General features: G+C 58.5%; 14 protein-coding genes. 7 read left to right on the forward strand and 7 right to left on the reverse strand.

Features of this window, described 5'->3' with window-relative positions; genetic code table 11:
* Nucleotides 1–19 precede the first annotated feature (19 nt).
* Both gltA and gltX read right to left on the reverse strand, forming a co-directional pair.
* Nucleotides 20–1,309: a citrate synthase gene (gene gltA, locus H4N61_RS07765; RefSeq protein ID WP_169193948.1), complete on the reverse strand. Its 1,290-nt coding sequence runs from the start codon at nt 1,307–1,309 to the stop codon at nt 20–22.
* Nucleotides 1,310–1,487: 178 nt separating this feature from the next.
* Nucleotides 1,488–2,903 carry a glutamate--tRNA ligase gene (gene gltX, locus H4N61_RS07770; protein ID WP_169193947.1) on the reverse strand — a complete coding sequence of 472 codons (1,416 nt, stop codon included), beginning with the start codon at nt 2,901–2,903 and terminating at the stop codon, nt 1,488–1,490.
* Between the two features lie 245 nt (nt 2,904–3,148).
* Here gltX and H4N61_RS07775 point away from each other — a divergent pair, with 245 nt between their 5' ends.
* Nucleotides 3,149–5,134, forward strand: coding sequence for a ComEC/Rec2 family competence protein (locus H4N61_RS07775; protein WP_182395672.1), 1,986 nt, complete (start codon nt 3,149–3,151; stop codon nt 5,132–5,134).
* On the opposite strand, the gene H4N61_RS07780 is transcribed toward H4N61_RS07775, so the two are convergent.
* The 4 genes from H4N61_RS07780 to H4N61_RS07795 are packed head-to-tail and all read right to left on the reverse strand — an operon-like array spanning nt 5,103 to nt 9,469.
* Nucleotides 5,103–7,058: a beta-galactosidase gene (locus H4N61_RS07780; RefSeq protein ID WP_169193945.1), complete on the reverse strand. Its 1,956-nt coding sequence runs from the start codon at nt 7,056–7,058 to the stop codon at nt 5,103–5,105. The two genes, H4N61_RS07775 and H4N61_RS07780, sit on opposite strands and share 32 nt — an antisense overlap.
* Before the next feature lie 7 nt (nt 7,059–7,065).
* Nucleotides 7,066–7,941, reverse strand: a complete 876-nt coding sequence (locus tag H4N61_RS07785; protein WP_182395673.1) for an SMP-30/gluconolactonase/LRE family protein — start codon at nt 7,939–7,941, stop codon at nt 7,066–7,068.
* The gene (locus H4N61_RS07790; RefSeq protein WP_169193943.1) at nt 7,938–8,549 is read right to left on the reverse strand and encodes a 2-dehydro-3-deoxy-6-phosphogalactonate aldolase; all 612 of its coding nucleotides are present in this window, start codon (nt 8,547–8,549) and stop codon (nt 7,938–7,940) included. The genes H4N61_RS07785 and H4N61_RS07790 overlap by 4 nt, the downstream gene beginning before the upstream one ends.
* A gap of 2 nt (nt 8,550–8,551) precedes the next feature.
* On the reverse strand, nt 8,552–9,469 hold the full coding sequence (locus H4N61_RS07795) for a 2-dehydro-3-deoxygalactonokinase (RefSeq protein WP_182395674.1): 918 nt from the start codon (nt 9,467–9,469) through the stop codon (nt 8,552–8,554).
* 267 nt (nt 9,470–9,736) lie between these two features.
* Between H4N61_RS07795 and H4N61_RS07800 the strand changes: the two genes are divergently transcribed.
* Complete coding sequence (locus tag H4N61_RS07800; RefSeq protein WP_169193941.1) at nt 9,737–11,545, forward strand: IlvD/Edd family dehydratase; 1,809 nt, start codon at nt 9,737–9,739, stop codon at nt 11,543–11,545.
* Between the two features lie 385 nt (nt 11,546–11,930).
* Here H4N61_RS07800 and lexA read toward each other — a convergent pair whose 3' ends face one another.
* Nucleotides 11,931–12,650 (reverse strand): transcriptional repressor LexA, encoded by a 720-nt coding sequence (lexA, locus tag H4N61_RS07805; protein ID WP_169193940.1) that lies wholly within the window; start codon nt 12,648–12,650, stop codon nt 11,931–11,933.
* Between the two features lie 332 nt (nt 12,651–12,982).
* Between lexA and H4N61_RS07810 the strand changes: the two genes are divergently transcribed.
* The 5 genes from H4N61_RS07810 to H4N61_RS07830 all read left to right on the forward strand — a co-directional run bounded on the left by H4N61_RS07810 (nt 12,983) and on the right by H4N61_RS07830 (nt 18,908).
* On the forward strand, nt 12,983–13,981 hold the full coding sequence (locus H4N61_RS07810) for a BMP family protein (protein WP_169193939.1): 999 nt from the start codon (nt 12,983–12,985) through the stop codon (nt 13,979–13,981).
* Nucleotides 13,982–14,044: 63 nt separating this feature from the next.
* Nucleotides 14,045–15,574: an ABC transporter ATP-binding protein gene (locus tag H4N61_RS07815; protein WP_182395675.1), complete on the forward strand. Its 1,530-nt coding sequence runs from the start codon at nt 14,045–14,047 to the stop codon at nt 15,572–15,574.
* Nucleotides 15,571–16,653: an ABC transporter permease gene (locus H4N61_RS07820; protein WP_169193937.1), complete on the forward strand. Its 1,083-nt coding sequence runs from the start codon at nt 15,571–15,573 to the stop codon at nt 16,651–16,653. Before H4N61_RS07815 ends, H4N61_RS07820 begins: the two co-directional genes overlap by 4 nt.
* Nucleotides 16,654–16,655: 2 nt before the next feature.
* Nucleotides 16,656–17,603 (forward strand): ABC transporter permease, encoded by a 948-nt coding sequence (locus tag H4N61_RS07825; RefSeq protein ID WP_169193936.1) that lies wholly within the window; start codon nt 16,656–16,658, stop codon nt 17,601–17,603.
* Between the two features lie 18 nt (nt 17,604–17,621).
* Complete coding sequence (locus H4N61_RS07830; RefSeq protein WP_169193935.1) at nt 17,622–18,908, forward strand: amidohydrolase family protein; 1,287 nt, start codon at nt 17,622–17,624, stop codon at nt 18,906–18,908.
* Nucleotides 18,909–18,925 lie beyond the last annotated feature (17 nt).

Consider the following 18,925-nt stretch of genomic DNA (forward strand, 5'->3'; position numbering starts at 1 on the left):
ATGATGATCTGACCTGTGATTACCGGGTTTCGATCGGAGCGTAATCGCGTGCGGTCGCGCCTTGGTAGAGCTGGCGCGGACGGCCGATCTTCTTCTGAGGATCGCCGATCATTTCCTTCCACTGGCTGATCCAGCCAACGGTACGAGCCACCGCGAACAGAACGGTGAACATCGAGGTTGGGAAGCCGATCGCATCGAGGATCACGCCCGAATAGAAATCGACATTTGGATAGAGCTTGCGATCGATGAAGTACTGATCTTCCAGCGCAATGCGCTCGAGTTCCTGAGCAACCTGCAGGGTTGGATTGTTCTCAACGCCAAGGATGGCCAGAACTTCCTTCGCTGTCTGCTGCATGACCTTCGCACGAGGGTCGAAGTTTTTGTAGACGCGGTGACCAAAGCCCATCAGGCGGAACGGATCGTTCTTGTCTTTCGCACGAGCGATGAACTCGGGAATGCGATCAACAGTGCCGATTTCGCGGAGCATGTTCAGGCATGCTTCGTTGGCGCCGCCGTGAGCAGGTCCCCAGAGGCAAGCAACACCGGCAGCGATACAGGCGAATGGGTTCGCGTCCGACGAGCCGGACAGGCGCACGGTCGAGGTCGATGCGTTCTGTTCGTGGTCTGCGTGCAGGGTAAAGATCAGGTCCATCGCACGGGCGATTTTCGGATCGACCTTGTACTGTTCGGCAGGAACCGAGAAGCACATGTGCAGGAAATTCGCTGCGTAATCCAAGTCGTTACGTGGATAGACGAAGGGCTGACCGACCGAATATTTATACGCCATAGCTGCGAGCGTTGGGATCTTCGCGATCATACGGATCGAGGCGATCTCGCGCTGCTGTGGGTCATTGATGTCGGTGGAGTCGTGGTAGAACGCCGCCATAGCGCCCACGACACCGGTCATGATGGCCATAGGATGAGCGTCGCGACGGAAGCCGCGATAGAAATAGTGCATCTGCTCATGCACCATTGTGTGGCGGGTAACGACCTCGTCGAAGTCTTTCAGCTGAGCTGCGGTTGGCAGTTCGCCATAGAGGAGGAGGTAGGAAACTTCGAGAAAGCTGGAGTGCTCGGCCAGTTGTTCGATTGGGTAACCGCGATAGAGAAGCTCGCCTTTGTCACCATCGATATAGGTGATGGCGCTATCGCAGGCGGCTGTCGAGGTGAAACCGGGGTCGTATGTGAACAGACCGGTCTTGGCATAGAGTGAACGGATATCAACCACATCTGGTCCGACCGACCCGCTCAGGATCGGGAACTCATGGGTTTCATCTCCGATGACGAGTTTGGCGACTTTGTCGGTCATAGAGCACTCCTCGATTCATCGCAGGCACAAAAGCAAAGCTGGTGCATCGTGCCGGCACCGGCGCCTGACCGCGCCGTTTTCGAGGGTAGAGGTATCAGGTTCTAGGCCTGAGAGGCAACCGATAGGTATGCGCTGGTGCGGTATCGGCGCGGGTGAACCGCGCCGATATTTAAAGGTTTTAGTTGACGGTTACGTCGCCGAGTCGAGCCATGCTTTCTTCGCGGCCGATCAGCACCATTACCTCGAAAATCCCCGGAGAAACGGTGCGTCCGGTGAGTGCAGCACGCAGTGGCTGAGCAAGCTTGCCGAGCTTGAGACCCTTCTCTTCGGCCAGTTTGCGCATGACCGCATCGATCTCTGGCACTGACCAATCGGCAAGGCCCCCTAACGTATCAGCAACGCTTTTGAGCATCTCGCGATTTTCAGGGGTCAGCAATGCTGCAGCGGCCGAGTCAGGCGTGATCGGGCGGGTCGCGTAAATGAACTGCGCCAGGTCGATGAGCTCGAGGACAGTTTTCGCACGTGGCTGCAGTTCTGGCAGCGCGGCGAGCACCGAATTGTGGTTGGCAACCAGACCGGCGTGGTCTTCGGTGCGGCCGGTTTCAAGCGCGGTCGCGACCATGACCTCGTAGAGATACGCAGGCTCAGCAGCACGAATATAGATGCCGTTGATGTTCGCCAGCTTATCGAAGTCAAACCGTGCCGCGCCCTTGTTGAGGGCTTCTAGGCTGAACCACTCAACCATCTGCTCGGTCGAGAAGATTTCTTCGTCGCCGTGGCTCCAGCCTAGGCGCGAGAGATAGTTGCGCATGGCTGCGGGCAGGTAGCCCATCTGGCGGTATTGTTCAGCGCCGAGTGCACCGTGACGCTTGGAGAGCTTAGCGCCGTCAGGACCGTGGATCAGCGGAATATGCGCCATTTCCGGCACAGTCCAACCCATGGCGTTGTAAATGATGATTTGGCGGGCGGCATTGGTGAGGTGGTCGTCGCCACGGATAATGTGGGTGACGCCCATGTCATGGTCGTCGACAACCACGGCATGCATATAGGTCGGGGTGCCGTCCGAACGCAGGATGATGAAATCGTCGAGGTTTTCGGTCTTGAAGACGACATCGCCCTGGACATGGTCCTTGACGACGATTTCGCCAGACAGCGGAGCCTTGATGCGCACGACTGGCTTTACGCCTTCCGGCGCTTCGCTCACATCGCGGTCGCGCCAATAGCCATTGTAGCGCGGAGGCTTACCGGCAGCGCGCGCGTCTTCGCGCATCTTGTCGAGTTCTTCTGGCGAGCAGTAGCAATAGTAAGCGTGGCCCATCTTGACCAGCTCGTGAGCGACTTCCGCGTGGCGCGGTGCGCGTTCAAACTGGCTGATCGGTTCACCTTCCCAGTCGAGGCCCAGCCAAGTCAGGCCATCGATGAGCGCGACAACTGCAGCTTCGGTGGAACGCTCGCGGTCGGTGTCCTCGATACGCAGCAGCATCTTGCCGCCGGAGTGCTTTGCGAAAGCCCAGCTAAACAGGGCGGTACGAGCACCACCAATGTGCAGGTAACCGGTGGGGGATGGGGCGAAACGGGTTACGACCTGAGACATGGTTCCAAGGAATTTTGAGGAAGTGTGCGGCGTGTGTACCATAGCCTTGGGGCAGCGCAAGGGCGAGGGCGCGCGTGGGGAGCGAACGAGTACCGATTTGGTCTCGGTTTAGGCCGATAAATGCCGGACTTTCCGGTGTTTTCGGTCAGGTTTTCCTGCGCCAAATGATCGCTCACCCTTTGGCGACTGCGTATCAGAGACTTGTCGCGGAATTTGGCGCGGCCTTTGAGCAAAGGCGCGGTTTCGTGCTGCTGCCATTTTCGCTCATCGCGGGGATGATTGCCTATACCCTGCTGTTGGGGGAACCGCATTGGCTGGTTCTGGCGACCGGAGCGGTTGTTTGCGCTCTCGGTCTCGTCTGGGCAAGCTGGCGCGCGCCCATTGAGGGTATCCGGCTTATGGTGCAGCTATCAGCCCTGTGGGCCGGGTTTTGCCTCCTGCCGCTGCATGGAGCCCTCTTTGGTACAGATATGCTGCGCACGCCTTTCTACGGGACCTATGAGGCGCGCGTTGATGAGGTGCTCGGTAGTGACGGCGGGCGGGCGCGGGTCATCATTTCAGCCATCACCCCGGATGCAGAGGCGCGGGCGGTGCCGATCCGCCGGGCGCGGTTGATCTTGCCGGTGGATGTGCAGGTGGAGCCCGGCGACATCATTCGCGCCGCAATGCGCTTTGCGCCTATTCCGGGCCCCGTGTTGCCGGGGGCATTCGATGGTCAATTCCATTCGTATTTCAACGGCGTAGGTGCATATGGAAATGTAACGAGCCAGTTTCAGCTGGTACGGAGCGGCGACGGTTTCGCGCTGGATCGGCGCGTACTGGCGCTCCGCACAGCCATTGCGGATCGGATAGACATGCACCTTGATGACGCAACCGCAGCGATTGGCAAGGCCATGGTCGTGGGGGACCAGAGCGATATTGATGATGAAACACGGGAGGTTATGGCTGCATCGGGGCTTGCCCATATCTATTCGATTTCGGGCCTCCATCTCTCCATCGTCGCGGGAGGGATCTATTTCCTTGTGCGCCTGCTTCTTGCGTCTATTCCCCTCGCGGTCGGCTTGCCGGTAAAAAAGATTGCGGCGGTTGTCGGCTTGCTGTCCGCCTTTGCTTATCTGGCGCTCGCGGGTGGCATCGAAAATGTCCCGGCATTTCGCTCCACATTGATGCTGGCGCTGGTCTTTGGGGCGGTGTTGGCGGGGCGACAGGCCTTGACGATGCGTAACGTTGCGATTGCCGCTCTTGCCATTTTAGTCATTGATCCAGCGAGCATTTTCCGCCCGAGCTTTCAGCTGTCATTCGCCGCTGTCGTGGCATTGATCGGCGTTTATGAAATGCCGCTTGGCAAAATCCCCAAGTCCAGTGGGCGGTTCAGCCGGGTAGTGAGCCTTGTCTCGGCGACCGCTTGGACGAGCTTCATCGCCGGGGGCGCGACGATGCTTTTCTCGGCCTATCATTTTCAGCAAACAGCTCCATTGGGCGTGGTGGGCAATGTCTTGGCTTTGCCGTTTGTTAGCCTGATCATTATGCCGTTTGGCGTGGTGTCGGCCTTGGCCATTCCGCTCGGCCTTGATGCTGCGCCTTTTCAAATTATGGGCTGGGGCATCGACCGGATGGTCGATGTGGCAGAACTGGTCGCTGGCTGGAGTGAAGGGTTTACTGGTAACCCATTGCTTGCAGAATGGACCTTGGTCGCTAGTGTTATCGCATTGGCGTGGTTTGCTTTTCTGCAAACGCGATGGCGATTTTTGGGCCCTATTGTCCTCGTGCCTCTGGTGCTTTTTTATGGCTGGGTACCACGGCCGGATATTCTAATCGCCGACACCACCCAGGCCGTCGCAATCCGGGATGGTGACGGATATGGGCTCGTTACGGGACGCGCTGGGAGTTTTGCCGTGGAAGTCTGGGAGCAGCATTTTCAGACGGAAATCAGCGCGCAGCACAGCACCACAAGATGCGACGACCTTGCGTGTGTTTCCGATCAGAACGGCTATAGCGTCGCGACAATAAAGAACGCCGCCGCCTTTGCCGAAGACGGCGGGCGGCATGATCTCGTCATAACCCGCCTTAGAGCGCCCGTATTCTGCACTAGCGCAGGCCAGATCATCGACGCGGATCAGTTAGCCCGAGGTGGCGTACACAGTTTGGTTTGGAATGATGAGGCAGGCCGTTTTGATCTTCGGCCTGCGCTCACAAATCTCAACCGCCCGTGGAGAGCCTTGCAACGGTAACACCAGCGCTTTCGATTTCTGGTCCGCCCAAAGCATAACCGCTCTCATCTGGTGCGGGGATAAGTGTTTGGGTCGTGGTGCCGTAGTTGACGTAGATGCGGAACTTTCCACGGGTTCGGCAGCGCACGCCCGCAGGAATATTCAGCACCGGCACATCGGCCTCGGCGATCAGGTAATCGGCAATGCGCTGGACCAAAGCGCGGTCGCCGCTTGCGGTCTGGTAGAAGATCTTGCCCTGCGAGAGGAGAACCGGAACGCCTTCAACGTCCTCGATAATGACCTCGGCACCGCCTTCGGTTTTTTCCCGCCAAAGCTGTGTCTCGCCGCCACCGCGAACGGTAACCGAGACGCCACGCGGCAGGCTGTCGACCCGCGCAACTTTCACGTCGAGAAGGTTTTGCGGCAAGTCGGGCCCGAGACGCTTGGGCGTGATGTAGTTCTGATCCTTAGAGCCCGTGCGTGGCCCGATGAGGAGATGCCCCTCAAAGCTTTCTACAGCGGTGCGTAGCGCGTCGGTCCAAGCGAACAGGGCTGGCAGAGCGACGATGTCATAACCCTCAAAACTCGTGGTTTTGGGTGAAAGGACATCAACGTCGAGGCCGTGTTTGCGGAAAGCCGAATAGAGTTCGCGCACGTGATTGCCGTGCTTAAACCCTTGCGCTTGCGGCATGATCTCCCATGCCCATTCGCTCTGGTAATCATAGACCAGCGCGACGCGGCCCTTATTGGCGAGGCCATCCAAGCCGATGTCGCGTAACTCTTGAGCGACCTGTGTCGCCTCGTGATAGGCCGGGGCTGGTTCGCTATCGGGACGGAGCAGGCCCGCGTGCATCTGCTCTTGGGCCATGGGGGCCTGCCGCCAACGGAAGTAAGAAACCACTTCTGCGCCGTGTGCAAAGGCTTCCCACGCCCAAAGACGTGCCATGCCAGGCAAAGGGTCGGGATTAGCAAAAGCCCAGTTCACCGGGCCAGGTTGCTGCTCCATGATCCACCAGCGGCCATGCCCGACCGTGCGGTAGAGATCATGGTGGAAGGCAGCATTGTCCGGATCGCCTTGGCGCAGGTACTGGCGCTTGGTTTCCGCACTCTCATCGGACATCGCAAGGTGACCGATGGGATAGCTGTCCCACGAGGCGATATCGAGTGTTTCGGCCACATCATAGTGGTCGAACTCGGCATAACGGCTCATGAAATTATGGATGACCGGCAGGTCTGGGCGCTGGGCCTTGAGAATGTCGAATTGGACAGCATTGAAAGCCGCGACCTGATCGGAGGCATAGCGGCGGAAATCTAGCTCATGGCCCGGTGTGGCTTCGCAGACCAAAAGATTAGGCAGCTCGATCTGATCGAAGCGATTGTATTCCATCGACCAGAAGACATTGCCCCACGCCTGATTAAGCGCGTCGATCGTGCCGTATTTCTTTTCAAGCCAGAGGCGGAAACCAGCTTCAGCAGCAGGTGAATAGGAATAGGTCGTGCCGTGGCAGCCATATTCATTGTCGGTCTGCCAGCCAATGAGGGCAGGGTGATCGCCAACGCGTTCAGCGACGATCCTTGTGATCCGTGCAGCCTCTTCACGATAGCCAAGGTGAGAGAAATCGTAATGGCGGCGGGAGCCGAAGCCACGCCGCCGTCCCTGCGCATCCACTGCGAACATATCTGGGTGTTTGTCCGCCATCCAGCGCGGCGGGGTCGCCGTGGGTGTGCCGACAATGACCTTAAGGCCATGTTTGTGCAGTACGTCCATCGACCGAATAAGCCAATCGAACTGTAAATTGCCGGGCGTAGGCTCAAGGCGTGACCAGGCGAATTCGCCGATCCGCACGATTTTGATCCCGACTTCGGCCATGCGGCGGGCGTCTGCGTCCCACCAATCTTCTGGCCAATGTTCGGGATAGTAGCAAACGCCCAATGCAGGGTACATCTCGTCCTCAGAGCTCTATAGTTGGTTCCGGTAGTCCCGCCACGTCGAGGTCGATGTAGAAGAGGCCACCGGCAACTTTTTCTGCGGCCAGTTGGTCTTCCGACAACGTCTTATTGGCGGTCGTGATGAAGAGGCGCTTCAAGTCCTTGCCGCCAAATGCGGGGCAGGTGACCTGACTGACGGGCACTTCAATAATGCGGTCTATTGTGCCGTCTGGGGCATAACGGATGACACAGTTGCCGCCCCAGCGGGCGTTCCAGAGATATCCTTCGCTGTCGACAACAGCGCCATCGGGATAGCCGCGGTCGTTCGAGACGTCAGCGAAAGCTTCCCATTCGCCGACAGGCAGGCCTGTTTCCGGGTCTGTCGCGACGATGAGGATTTTCTGGGTTGGTGTGTCGGTCCAGTAGGCGCGCTTTCCGTCGGCGGTGAAGCAAGCAGCATTGGGAATGGCGGCCGCAGAACGGATTTGCGTCAGCTTCCCCTTACGGAAGTGATAGAGCGCGCCTTCGGCTGGGCCTTCATCCTTGACCATGGTGCCGATCCAATAGCCGCCTGATGGATGGAGGCGACAGTCATTGGAGCGGTTACCCGGCTTATCGGCTTCAATAGCGACGATGAGGCGGCTCTCACCGGTGACGAGATTGAAACGCTTTAGCCCCGTTTCCGTCGCCAAGGCGAGTTCATCCGCCGAGATGATTGCAGCGGCGGTGACGATCTCGTCAAATGCCCAGCTTTCCTGATCCTTGCCATTTTCGTCGACGGCAAAGAGGGTTTGATTATTGATATCAAACCAGAAGAGTTTTTCGCGGTGTGGGTGCCAGAATGGCCCTTCACCAAGGGCGCATTGGCTATCTAACAGTAACTGTGCGGTATCGCTCACGCCTTAGCTCCTTTGTCATAGGAGGCCACGGCTAGTTTGGCGCGTTCCGAAACCTCGGCGACACTCATGCCGGGCTTAAAGATGTAGGTGCCAAGGCCAAAGCCAGTGCAACCGACAGCGAAGAACTCGTGGAAGTTATCCGGGTTGGCGCCGCCCACAGCATAGGTTGGAACGGCAGGCGGCAGGACGGCCTTAACAGCCTTGATGCCTTTGGAGCCCAGAACTTCTGCCGGGAAGAATTTTAGGCCTGTCGCACCATTGCGAATGGCGGTGAACGCATCGGTGGGTGAGAAGACGCCGGGATAGGAGGCCATGCCTTGGGCTAGGGTTTCCTTGATCACCTCCGGATTGGTGTCAGGCGAGACGATGAAGACGCCACCGGCAGCCTTGACGTTACGGACGTCTTCAACGGAAAGCACCGTGCCTGCGCCAATGTCCGCACGGTCTGAAAGCGCCTCTGCCGCACGGCGAATGCTTTCGAGTGCGTTGGGCGAATTGAGCGGAACTTCAATCAGGGTAATGCCAGCATCCACGAGCGCGGTGCAGACGGCAACAGCTTCGTCGTTCTTGAGGCCACGCAGGATGGCGATGATGTGACGGTGGTTCATACTTATACTCCTGCGATGCCGGTGCGCGCGGCCTTAAGGCCTGCGAGCATGACGTCTGTAACATTTACGATACGGCTCGAAGCGCCGGTCATGCCCAGCACGCGGGCATAAAGCGCGCACAGAGTGTGTGAGCCGATGAGGGGGACGGGGTCGTAACCGATCTTGGAACGGTTGGCGGCGATCTCAGAGCCAATGAGGAGGCCCGAGAGATAGCCTGCGCACCATGCCGAGCTCCGACCGGAGAGAAGAGCGCTGGCGCGAGCGGCGAACAGCTGCCCGATCAAATTCTCGGGGTGTTCGAGGCCCTTGCTGGCGCCATAGACAAACCCGTCATCGCGATCCGCAGTGGTGAGGTCGCCCTGTAGGGAATGGCGAAGCACGGAATGGGTCTTGAGTAGATCAAACATCTCGCCGGTCATGGCCGTCGAGAAGCTCTCGATCTTGGTGCCGGAGAGCTTGGCCCACTTGGAGTGGGTGCCGGGCATGCAGACGAGACCGGAATAGTCGGGAGAGATTGCCGCGAGCCCAAGGAGCTGAGTCTCCTCGCCGCGCATGACGTCATCGCTACCGTGGCGCTGGCATACGCCGGGCAAAATGGAGACGCGCAAGCCGCCAGCCATTTCGGGATGGACCGCACCCGCGGCCAAGTCTTTAAGGTCGGTAGGGGCTTCAAGGTAAGGCGCTTCGAGCCAGCCTTGGCGGGCGCCTGCCATGCCACAGATCAACACTTCGTCTGGCGATGTCGCCAAGCCTAACTGGCCGATTGTTTCTGTTAGTGCGCCAGGGAAAGCATCGGGGGTCAACTTGCCCATGCCTTTGTCCGAGCTTGCTGTTCCGATTACGGAACCATCGCCGTCCAGCGCCCAAGCCCTTAAATTTGAGGTGCCCCAGTCAACAGTGACCCATGCTCCTGATTGCATCACTTCGTAGTCCCTCCAAGTCTGCGGCGCGAACGTAAAGCCGGAGACCGACACTGACTAGCCCGTTCTTGTATGGCTTAACCGCAACTGCCCGATTGCACCGCGCGCTGAGTAAGGTGGAATGCGCCGAAAATCAGATTCTCACGGTGTTTAGAGTCATTTGTATGATTTTAAGCTACGGCCCCGTTCCATTCCAGAATTGCCGTGCTAGAACAGGAGCAAACAGACCCCAGTGCTCCGCAGGGCGGAGAACCAAGGAATTGATCTATGACGGTAGATAACAGCGGCAATGGCGGCCGGAAGCTGCGCTCGCGTGCGTGGTTCGATAATCCCGACAATCCAGACATGACCGCGCTCTATCTTGAGCGCTACATGAACTATGGTGTGTCGCGCGAAGAGCTGCAGTCCGACAAGCCGATCATCGGCATCGCGCAGACCGGCTCCGACCTAAGCCCTTGTAACCGTCACCATATCGTTCTGGCTGAACGTCTGCGCGAAGGTATTCGCGAAGCAGGCGGTATCGCCATTGAGTTTCCGGTTCACCCGATTCAGGAAACCGGTAAGCGCCCGACGGCAGGTCTTGACCGTAACCTGGCCTATTTGGGCCTCGTGGAAGTTCTCTACGGCTATCCGCTGGACGGCGTGGTGCTGACCATTGGTTGCGACAAGACCACACCCGCCATGCTGATGGGCGCGGCGACGGTCAATATTCCGGCGATTGCTCTCTCGGTTGGCCCGATGTTGAACGGCTGGCATAAGGGCGAACGCACGGGTTCTGGCACCATCGTCTGGAAGGCCCGCCAGCTGCTCGCCGCTGGCGAGATCGACTATCCAAAGTTCATTGAACTGGTTGCGTCTTCGGCCCCGTCGACTGGCTATTGCAACACCATGGGAACAGCGACAACGATGAACTCGCTGGCTGAAGCTCTCGGAATGCAGTTGCCGGGTTCAGCAGCGATTCCAGCGCCTTATCGTGACCGTCAGGAAATGGCCTATCGCACTGGCAAGCGTGCGGTAGAGATGGTTCGTGAAGACCTCAAGCCATCGGACATTCTGACCAAGGAAAACTTCCTCAACGCTATCGTGGTCAATTCGGCCATCGGCGGCTCGACCAATGCGCCAATCCATATCAATGCGATTGCCAAGCATATTGGTGTCGACCTCAATATCGACGAGTGGCAGGAGCATGGGCACAAGGTGCCGCTCTTGGTGAACTTGCAGCCAGCGGGTGAATATCTCGGTGAGGACTATTACCACGCGGGCGGTGTGCCTGCGGTGGTGAATGAGCTGATGAAACAAAAGCTTATCCACGAGAACGCCCCAACCGTGAACGGCAAATCGATTGGCGAAAACTGCCGAAATCGTCCGATTGAAGACGACAAGGTCATCCGTCATTTCGACAATCCGATGAAGGCGGAAGCGGGCTTCCTCGTGTTGCGCGGGAACCTCTTCGACAACGCCATTATGAAGACTTCGGTGATCAGCCCCGAGTTCCGCGAGCGCTATCTCTCGGATCCGCAGCATCCGGGCATGTTTGAGGGCAAGGCGGTGGTGTTTGATGGTCCTGAAGACTATCACCACCGGATCGACGATCCCTCGCTCGCTATCGATGAACACACGCTGCTGTTCATGCGCGGTGCGGGGCCAATCGGCTATCCAGGCGCTGCGGAAGTCGTGAACATGCGTCCGCCTAGCTATCTGATTAAGAAGGGCATTTCGTCCCTTGCTTGTATCGGTGATGGTCGTCAGTCGGGCACGTCGGGTTCGCCTTCGATCCTCAACGCGTCGCCTGAAGCGGCGGCTGGTGGCAACCTCGCGATCCTGCGGACGGGCGACCGGGTGCGGATCGACCTCAATAAGGGGGAAGCTGACATCCTCATCTCGGACGAGGAAATCGCTGCTCGCCGTTTGGATCTGAATGCAGAGGGCGGATATAAATTCCCCAAGCATCAGACCCCTTGGCAGGAAATCCAACGCGGCCTGGTCGGCCAATTGGGCGACGGCGCCATTCTGCGTGGTGCCGACAAGTACCAGCGCATTGCCCAGACCGAAGGTCTGCCACGCGACAATCACTAAGCGCGATATGCGTGAGAAAGGGCCCGCGAAAGCGGGCCTTTTTATGCGTCCAGCCAGCGTGGCCGCGATTGGCCTATCTGTGGCTTTTGGCTGGCACTTATGGGCGTCAGCTTTGGCGCGGACATGGCCTTTTAGGGCGCGAAGGGGCGCGTTCTTTAGAGCGGGGATATATGAAAATGGAGGCGGCGCTCGGGCTTAGCCGTGAGCGCAATGCTCGGCTTTGCGCGTGTACTGGCTCAGCGCCTGTGATGTCGAAGGTCGGCGAGCGGGCGTTGGAAGAATATACGCCACTCCGGGGCGCGGGGAGTATCGTGGAGGCGTGTTACAAGAACCAACGCTGCGCAGAACAAAGGGGCAGAGTTTTTCAACTTGCCCCTCCGCCAATTCAGTACTTCCGCATCAGGCCGACCAGACGGCCTTGAACCCGGACCCGATCGGGCGGGAAGATACGGGTTTCATAGGCCGGGTTTGCCGCTTCCAGAGCGACCGTATCGCCCTTGCGGCGCAGACGCTTCAGGGTTGCTTCCTCATCGTCGACAAGGGCCACGATGATTTCGCCGTTTGAAGCCGTATCCTGCTTTTTGATGAGGACCGTGTCGCCATCAAAAATGCCTGCGTCGATCATCGAATCCCCGCGCACTTCCAATGCGTAGTGTTCGCCTGAGCCGAGCATTTCTGGCGGTACAGCGATGGTGTGCGAGTGGGTCTGGATTGCCTCAATGGGCGTGCCTGCTGCAATGCGGCCCATAACCGGAATGGAGATGGGGCGCGCATAATCGTCAGCGGCGGATGGAAGTGCACGCGCTGGGGGCGCGGCGACCTTGCCGAGAGTGCCTTCAATGACGCTGGGCTCGAACTTTGCCTTGCGGCCGCCCAAGGTCGGGTTCATCGAATCCGGTAGCTTCACCACTTCGAGCGCACGGGCGCGATTGGGAAGGCGGCGGATAAAGCCGCGCTCTTCGAGGGCAGTGATGAGACGATGAATGCCGGATTTGGACGCCAGATCAAGCGCATCCTTCATCTCGTCGAATGACGGAGGAATACCGCTCTCCTTCATCCGCTCATGGATGAACATCAGCAATTCGTGTTGTTTTTTCGTCAGCATCGGCCCCAGACCCCAGAATCGGAACATAGACGGAACGACTATATGTGTTCCTCAAATGTTCTGCAAGTGTTGCCATGTTCCTGTCAGAACTGCCAAACGGCTGTAATATGCGCATGCATAGATGTGTGATTTTGGCCGATCCAAGCCCGAGCCCCAAACATGCGTAAACGCGTCACAGGCACAGTGCGGCGTTGAGGAGCAAATGCGACTCGTCAGCAAGACGGAACAGATTTAAAAAACCTTAATTTTCAACTTGCCAACCAAGCGTGTTCGCTCGCTAGATAGGCAGGAGAGATTTTTGTTCGTTTTTTGCACACTCATTGGGGGTTAAAATGACCGCTCTAACGAAATTCGGTCGACGCGCCTTTCTTTCGGCGGCCGCACTCGGCGTCGCAGCTCTGTCGCTGACCGGGTCGGTATTGGCGCAGGATGTGACCAAGATTGCAGCTGTGTGGACCGTTCCGGTTGAGCAGCAGTGGGCATCGCGCCTCCATCTCGCGCTGATCGCAGCGCAGGAACGCGGCGAGATCGAATATGTGTATTCGGAAAACGTGTCGAACACCGACTATGAACGCGTCATGCGCGAATATTCGGAGCAGGGCGCTAAGCTGGTGATCGGTGAAGCCTTCGGCGTTGAACAGCCAGCGCGTGCCGTTGCGGAAGAATACCCAGAAGTGATGTACCTGATGGGGTCCTCGCTCCAGCCAGTTGAGCCAAACTTCGCCACCTTCGACAACTTCATCCAAGAACCAAGCTATTTGACCGGCATGGTTGCGGGCATGAAGACCGAAACCAATAAGATCGGCATGATCGGTGGTTACGCTATTCCAGAAGTGAACCGTCTGATGAATGCCTTCATGCAGGGCGCACTCTCGGTCAACCCAGAGGTGAAGTTCTCGGTGAGCTTCATCAACTCTTGGTACGATCCTCCGAAGGCCAAGGAATCGGCATTCGCTATGATCGATGCGGGCGCTGACATTCTTTACGCAGAGCGTTTTGGCGTGTCTGACGCTGCCAAGGAACGCGGCGTTCTGGCCATCGGCAACGTGATCGACACCGCAGCGGATTACCCAGGCACCATTCTGGCGTCGGCGCTGTGGCACGGCGAGCCAATGATCAACAAAGCAATTGCCGACATTAAGGCTGGCAGTTTCACCGCTTCGGATTACGGCATTTATGCCTTCCTCGAGCACGGTGGTTCGAGCGCAGTTTATGATGAAGCGCTTGCTGGTGCGGAAGCAGTAGCTGCCGCTAAGGCCAAGGAAGCTGAAATCCTTGCTGGTACTTTCAAGGTCGACATCAACGACGCTGAACCAAGCTCCAGCATGTAATCCTTTTTCTGGCCGGGTGTGGGTTTTCCCACGCCCGGCCTATTCTATTTTTTGGGGGCGGCAATGACCGACCAACAGGGGGATGTGGTGCTCTCACTTGAGGGTATCACCAAGCGCTTTGGCAAACTCACCGCGAATGACGGGATTAATCTCAGTCTCAAGCGGGGCGAAATCCTAGCCCTTCTGGGGGAAAATGGCGCCGGCAAGACGACATTGATGAACATTCTCTTCGGGCACTATGTGCAGGATGAGGGTGTGGTTCGTGTTGCGAGCGAGGCTGGCCTTCAAATTTTGCCTGCCGGTTCGCCTGGCGCGGCGTTGAAAGCCGGTATTGGCATGGTCCACCAGCATTTTACGCTGGCGGAAAACCTCGGCGGGCTCGACAATATTCGTCTTGGCACCGAGGGCATGTTTGCGCTTGGCGGCAAATCTACGGCGCGCAAGAAGGTGGAAGCCATTATTGCGGAGAGTGGGCTTGATGTGGACCTCGACCGTCCTGTCGCCAGCCTCACCGTAGGCGAAAAGCAGCGCGTTGAAATCTTGAAGGCGCTCTATCGCAATGTCCGCGTGCTTATTCTGGATGAACCCACCGCGGTTCTGACCCCACAAGAGTCCGAAGGGCTCTTCACCGTTCTGCGCCGCTTGGCTGCGAATGGGCTGGGCGTTATTTTTATCTCTCACAAGCTGGGAGAAGTGCTCTCCGTATCGAGCCGTATTCTGGTTCTGCGGGGCGGCCGCAAGGCGGGTGAGCTCGTCACTGCAAATTCTGATCGGCGCGATATTGCCGATTTGATGGTGGGCAAGGCTGTGGCTGAAGTGAAGCGCACGCCCGCAACGCCGCGCGAGCCGCTGATGAGCTTTGCCAATGTGTCGCTCAAGCAGGGCTCGACCCGTCAATCGCTGCGCAATGTCAGCTTTGAACTCAAGGCTGGCGAAATCATCGGTCTGGCCGGTGTGTCGGGCAATGGCCAATCGGGCATTGCGGCACTGATCTCGGGGCTTGCTGTTCCGGATGCTGGCGAAGTGCGTCTTTACGGCGAAGCGCTGACCAAGGCGGACCCGCGTGCGCTGGTTCAGGCTGGTGTGGCGCGTATGCCGGAAGACCGCCAGCATGACGGCGCTGTTGGCACGATGAGTGTTGCCGACAATATTGCCATTGAGGAAGTGCGCAGCGCGCCGTACTCGCGCTATGGCCTGCTCAATCGTAAAGCCATGCAGGAGCGGGCGACGGAAGCGATTGCGGCCTATGACGTGCGTTGCCCGGGGCCGGACGCCGAAGCGCGGCTGCTCTCTGGCGGCAATGTGCAGAAGCTGATTTTGGCGCGCGTTTTGGAGCGTTCGCCGCGCGTTATTCTGGCGAACCAGCCCACACGCGGCCTCGACGTTGGCGCGCAATCGGAAGTCCATCGCCGCATTATTGCAGCGCGTGACCGTGGCGCCGCCGTGATGGTGATTTCGGAAGACCTGGACGAATTGTTCGCGCTGGCGGATCGCTTCCTTGTGGTTCACGCCGGGGAGGTCAGCGACGCTGGCCCTAGCGAAAAGCTCGACCGCGGTACGATTGGTTTGTTGATGGCAGGGCAGGCAGCATGAGTTTGCGTCTTGAAAACCGCGCTGACGCTTCTGTCGCGCTCAAACTGCTGGTTTCGCTTGGCTCCGGCATTGCCGCGCTCTTGCTGGTGGCTATTCCTGTTCTGGCTGCGGGGCAAAACCCGATTACGGCCTATGGCCTGATGGTGCAGGGCGCGTTTGGCTCGATGTTCGCGTTTTCCGAAACGCTGAACCGGGCGACGCCGCTTATCCTGACCGGGCTCGCCTGCGCAGTCGCGTTCCGGGCGAAGCTTTGGAATATCGGCGCGGAAGGCCAGCTCTATATAGGCGCGCTCGCGGCGGTGCTCGTTGGGAGCGGCTTGCTGCAGATGCCGCCAGCGTTGATGATCCCAACGGTGATGATCGCGGGCTTTATCTGCGGCGGCATGATGATGGTGGTGCCAACCATGCTCAAGCAGCGCTTTGGCGCTGATGAGGTGGTAATTACGCTACTGCTGAACTTCGTCGTTATTCTCTTTGTGCAGATGCTGATCGAAGGGCCGTTGAAAGACCCTCTGGCGATGGGCTGGCCGCAATCCATCCCGCTCGACGCGGAAGCAAAATTCTCCAAGCTCATTCCCCGTCTGCGGATGCACTGGGGGCTGATCGTCGGTATTGGCGCGGCCATTGTTCTTTGGATTCTCGTGCGCAAGACCGTGCTCGGCTTCGAGATCAAGGCCGTGGGCGAGAACCGCGATGCGGCTAAGTTCGCAGGCATCCCGGTCAATGCGACCATGCTGAAAGTGGCGCTAATTTCGGGTGGTCTCGCCGGTCTTGCCGGTGTGTCCGAGGTTGCAGGCGTAAAGGGCTATCTCTCGGCTGATCTCTCGCCGGGCTTTGGCTATTCGGGGATTGTCGTGGCCATGCTTGCGGGGCTTTCGCCGATTGGCACCGTGTTTGCGGCGCTGTTCGTGGCCTCGGTCTTTGTGGGTGCGGACTCGATGAGCCGTGCGACCGGCATTTCGAACTATCTCGCTGACCTCGTTGTGGCGCTGTCGCTGCTCTGTGTGCTGGTCGGTACATTCTTCCTGCGCTTCCGCGTTCGCTTTGAACGCAAAGCCAAGTCTGGTGCGGAGGCGTAAGAATGGACGTCGTATTCGAAATCATCGGTTCGGCCAATTTCTGGGCTGCAGCAATCCGTATCGCCACGCCGCTGATCTTTGGCGTCTTGGGCGCGCTGATCTGTGAGCGGGCAGGGGTGCTCAATCTCGGGATTGAGGGCATTTTCGTTGCTGGCGCCATGGCCGGTTGGCTCGCCGTGTTCCTCGGAGCAGGGCTGTGGGGCGGCGTTATCGTTGCCATGCTGGTTGGTGCGATCTTCGGCCTGCTGCATGCTGGGCTGACCGTTGTGCTCGGCCTATCGCAGCACGTGTCGGGCATTGGCATTACGCTTTTGGCGACCAGCCTATCCTACTTCACCTATCGCACGGCGCTGCCGAATGTGACCTCGCCACCGCGTATTACCCCGTTCCAGCCGCTTGATATTCCGGTGCTTTCGGACCTGCCATTCATCGGCCCGGCGCTGTTCCAGCAGACTTCTCTGACCATGCTGGCGATTGCCTTCGTGATCCTTGTGGCCTTCGTGCTCTATCGCACCCCGCTTGGGCTGGCGATCCGCGCTGTGGGCGACAACCCGGCTTCGGTTGAAGCGCAGGGGCTTTCGGTGCAAGCGCTGCGCATTGGTGCGGTTGTTGCTGGCTCGGCGCTGATGGCGCTGGGTGGGGCGTTCCTCACCATGTCGGCCTTCGACGCCTTCTTCTTTGGCATGGTCAACGGCCGTGGCTGGATCTGTATCGCGCTCGTGGTGTTCGCCTCCTGGCAGCCGGGCAAGGCTTTGCTCGGGGCGCTGCTGTTCGGTGCTTTCGACGCCTTCCAAATCCGTCTGCAGGCCGAAATCGGCCAAGTTGTTCCCGGGCAGGTGTTCCTGATGCTGCCCTATTTGCTGTCCATCGTAGCCTTGGTTCTGGTTGCGCGACGTGCGGACTATCCGCGCGCGCTGTTGCAGCCATGGTTCAAAGGCCAGCGTCACTAATTTCCTGCGAGTACCCTTATGTTCGATCTCAAGATTATCAATGCCAACCTTCCTGATGGCCGCACGGGCGTGGACATTGGCGTGAAGGACGGCCGCATCACTGCCATTGAGAAGAACCTCGGTGGTGAAGCGGGCGAAATTATCGACGCCGGCAATCAGCTGGTGGCGCCGCCATTCGTCGACGTTCACTTCCATATGGATGCGACGCTATCGCTCGGCCTGCCGCGCATGAACGAAAGCGGGCTGCTGCTCGACGGGATCAAGATCTGGGGCGAGCTTAAGCCGCTTCTTACGCAGGAAGCCGTTATTGAGCGCGCGCTGGCCTATTGCGATCTTGCGGTTTCGCAGGGTCTGCTGGCGATCCGTACGCACGTTGATATTTGCGATGATCGCCTCTTGGGCGTGGAAGCGCTGTTGGAAGTGAAGCGCCTTGTCGCGCCCTATATTGATCTGCAGCTCGTCGCCTTCCCGCAGGACGGCTATTATCGCTATCCGGGCGCTGTGGAGCTGCTGAACCGCGCGCTCGACATGGGTGTTGAGATCGTGGGCGGTATTCCGCACTTCGAACGCACCATGGAAGACGGTGCTAAGAGCATGAAGGCGCTGTGCGAAATCGCTGAAAAGCGCGGGCTTCTCGTCGACATCCACTGCGACGAGACCGACGATCCAAACTCGCGCCACATCGAAGCGCTGACTTATGAAACCCAGCGTTTGGGCCTCAACGGTCGTGTGAATGCTTCGCACCTGACCTCGATGCACTCCATGGACAATTACTATGTGTCCAAGCTGCTGCCGATGATGGCTGAAGCGGGTGTTTCGGCGACGGCGAACCCACGCATCAACATCGTTATTCAGGGCCGTCACGACAGCTATCCAAAGCGTCGCGGCATGACCCGGTTCCCCGAACTCCTGAGCTACGGCATCAACAGCGCCTTTGGCCAGGACTGCGTGATGGACCCGTGGTATTCGCTCAACCATGCAGACATGCTCGAAGTCGCGGATATGGGGCTGCACGTGGCGCAGATGACCAGCCGCGCCGCGATGCGTCAGTGCTTTGAGGCGATCACCACCGCTCCGGCAAAGATCATGCATCTGGAAGGCTATGGCGTTGAAGTAGGCTGCAAGGCCGACATGGTCCTGCTGCAGGCCTCAGACAGCATTGAAGCGATCCGCCTCAAGGCAACGCGTCTGGCTGTAATCAAGGGCGGTAAGGTGATTTCCCGCACCGAACCGCGTATCGCCAAGCTCAACATCGCTGGCCGTCCAAGCCAGATTGATGCGAGCAAGGTTGTGCCGCAGATCTAAGCGGACGCACTTGTTGA

Origin of the sequence: Devosia sp. MC521, from assembly GCF_014127105.1 — a bacterium.
In the GTDB taxonomy this organism is placed as follows: Bacteria; Pseudomonadota; Alphaproteobacteria; order Rhizobiales; family Devosiaceae; genus Devosia.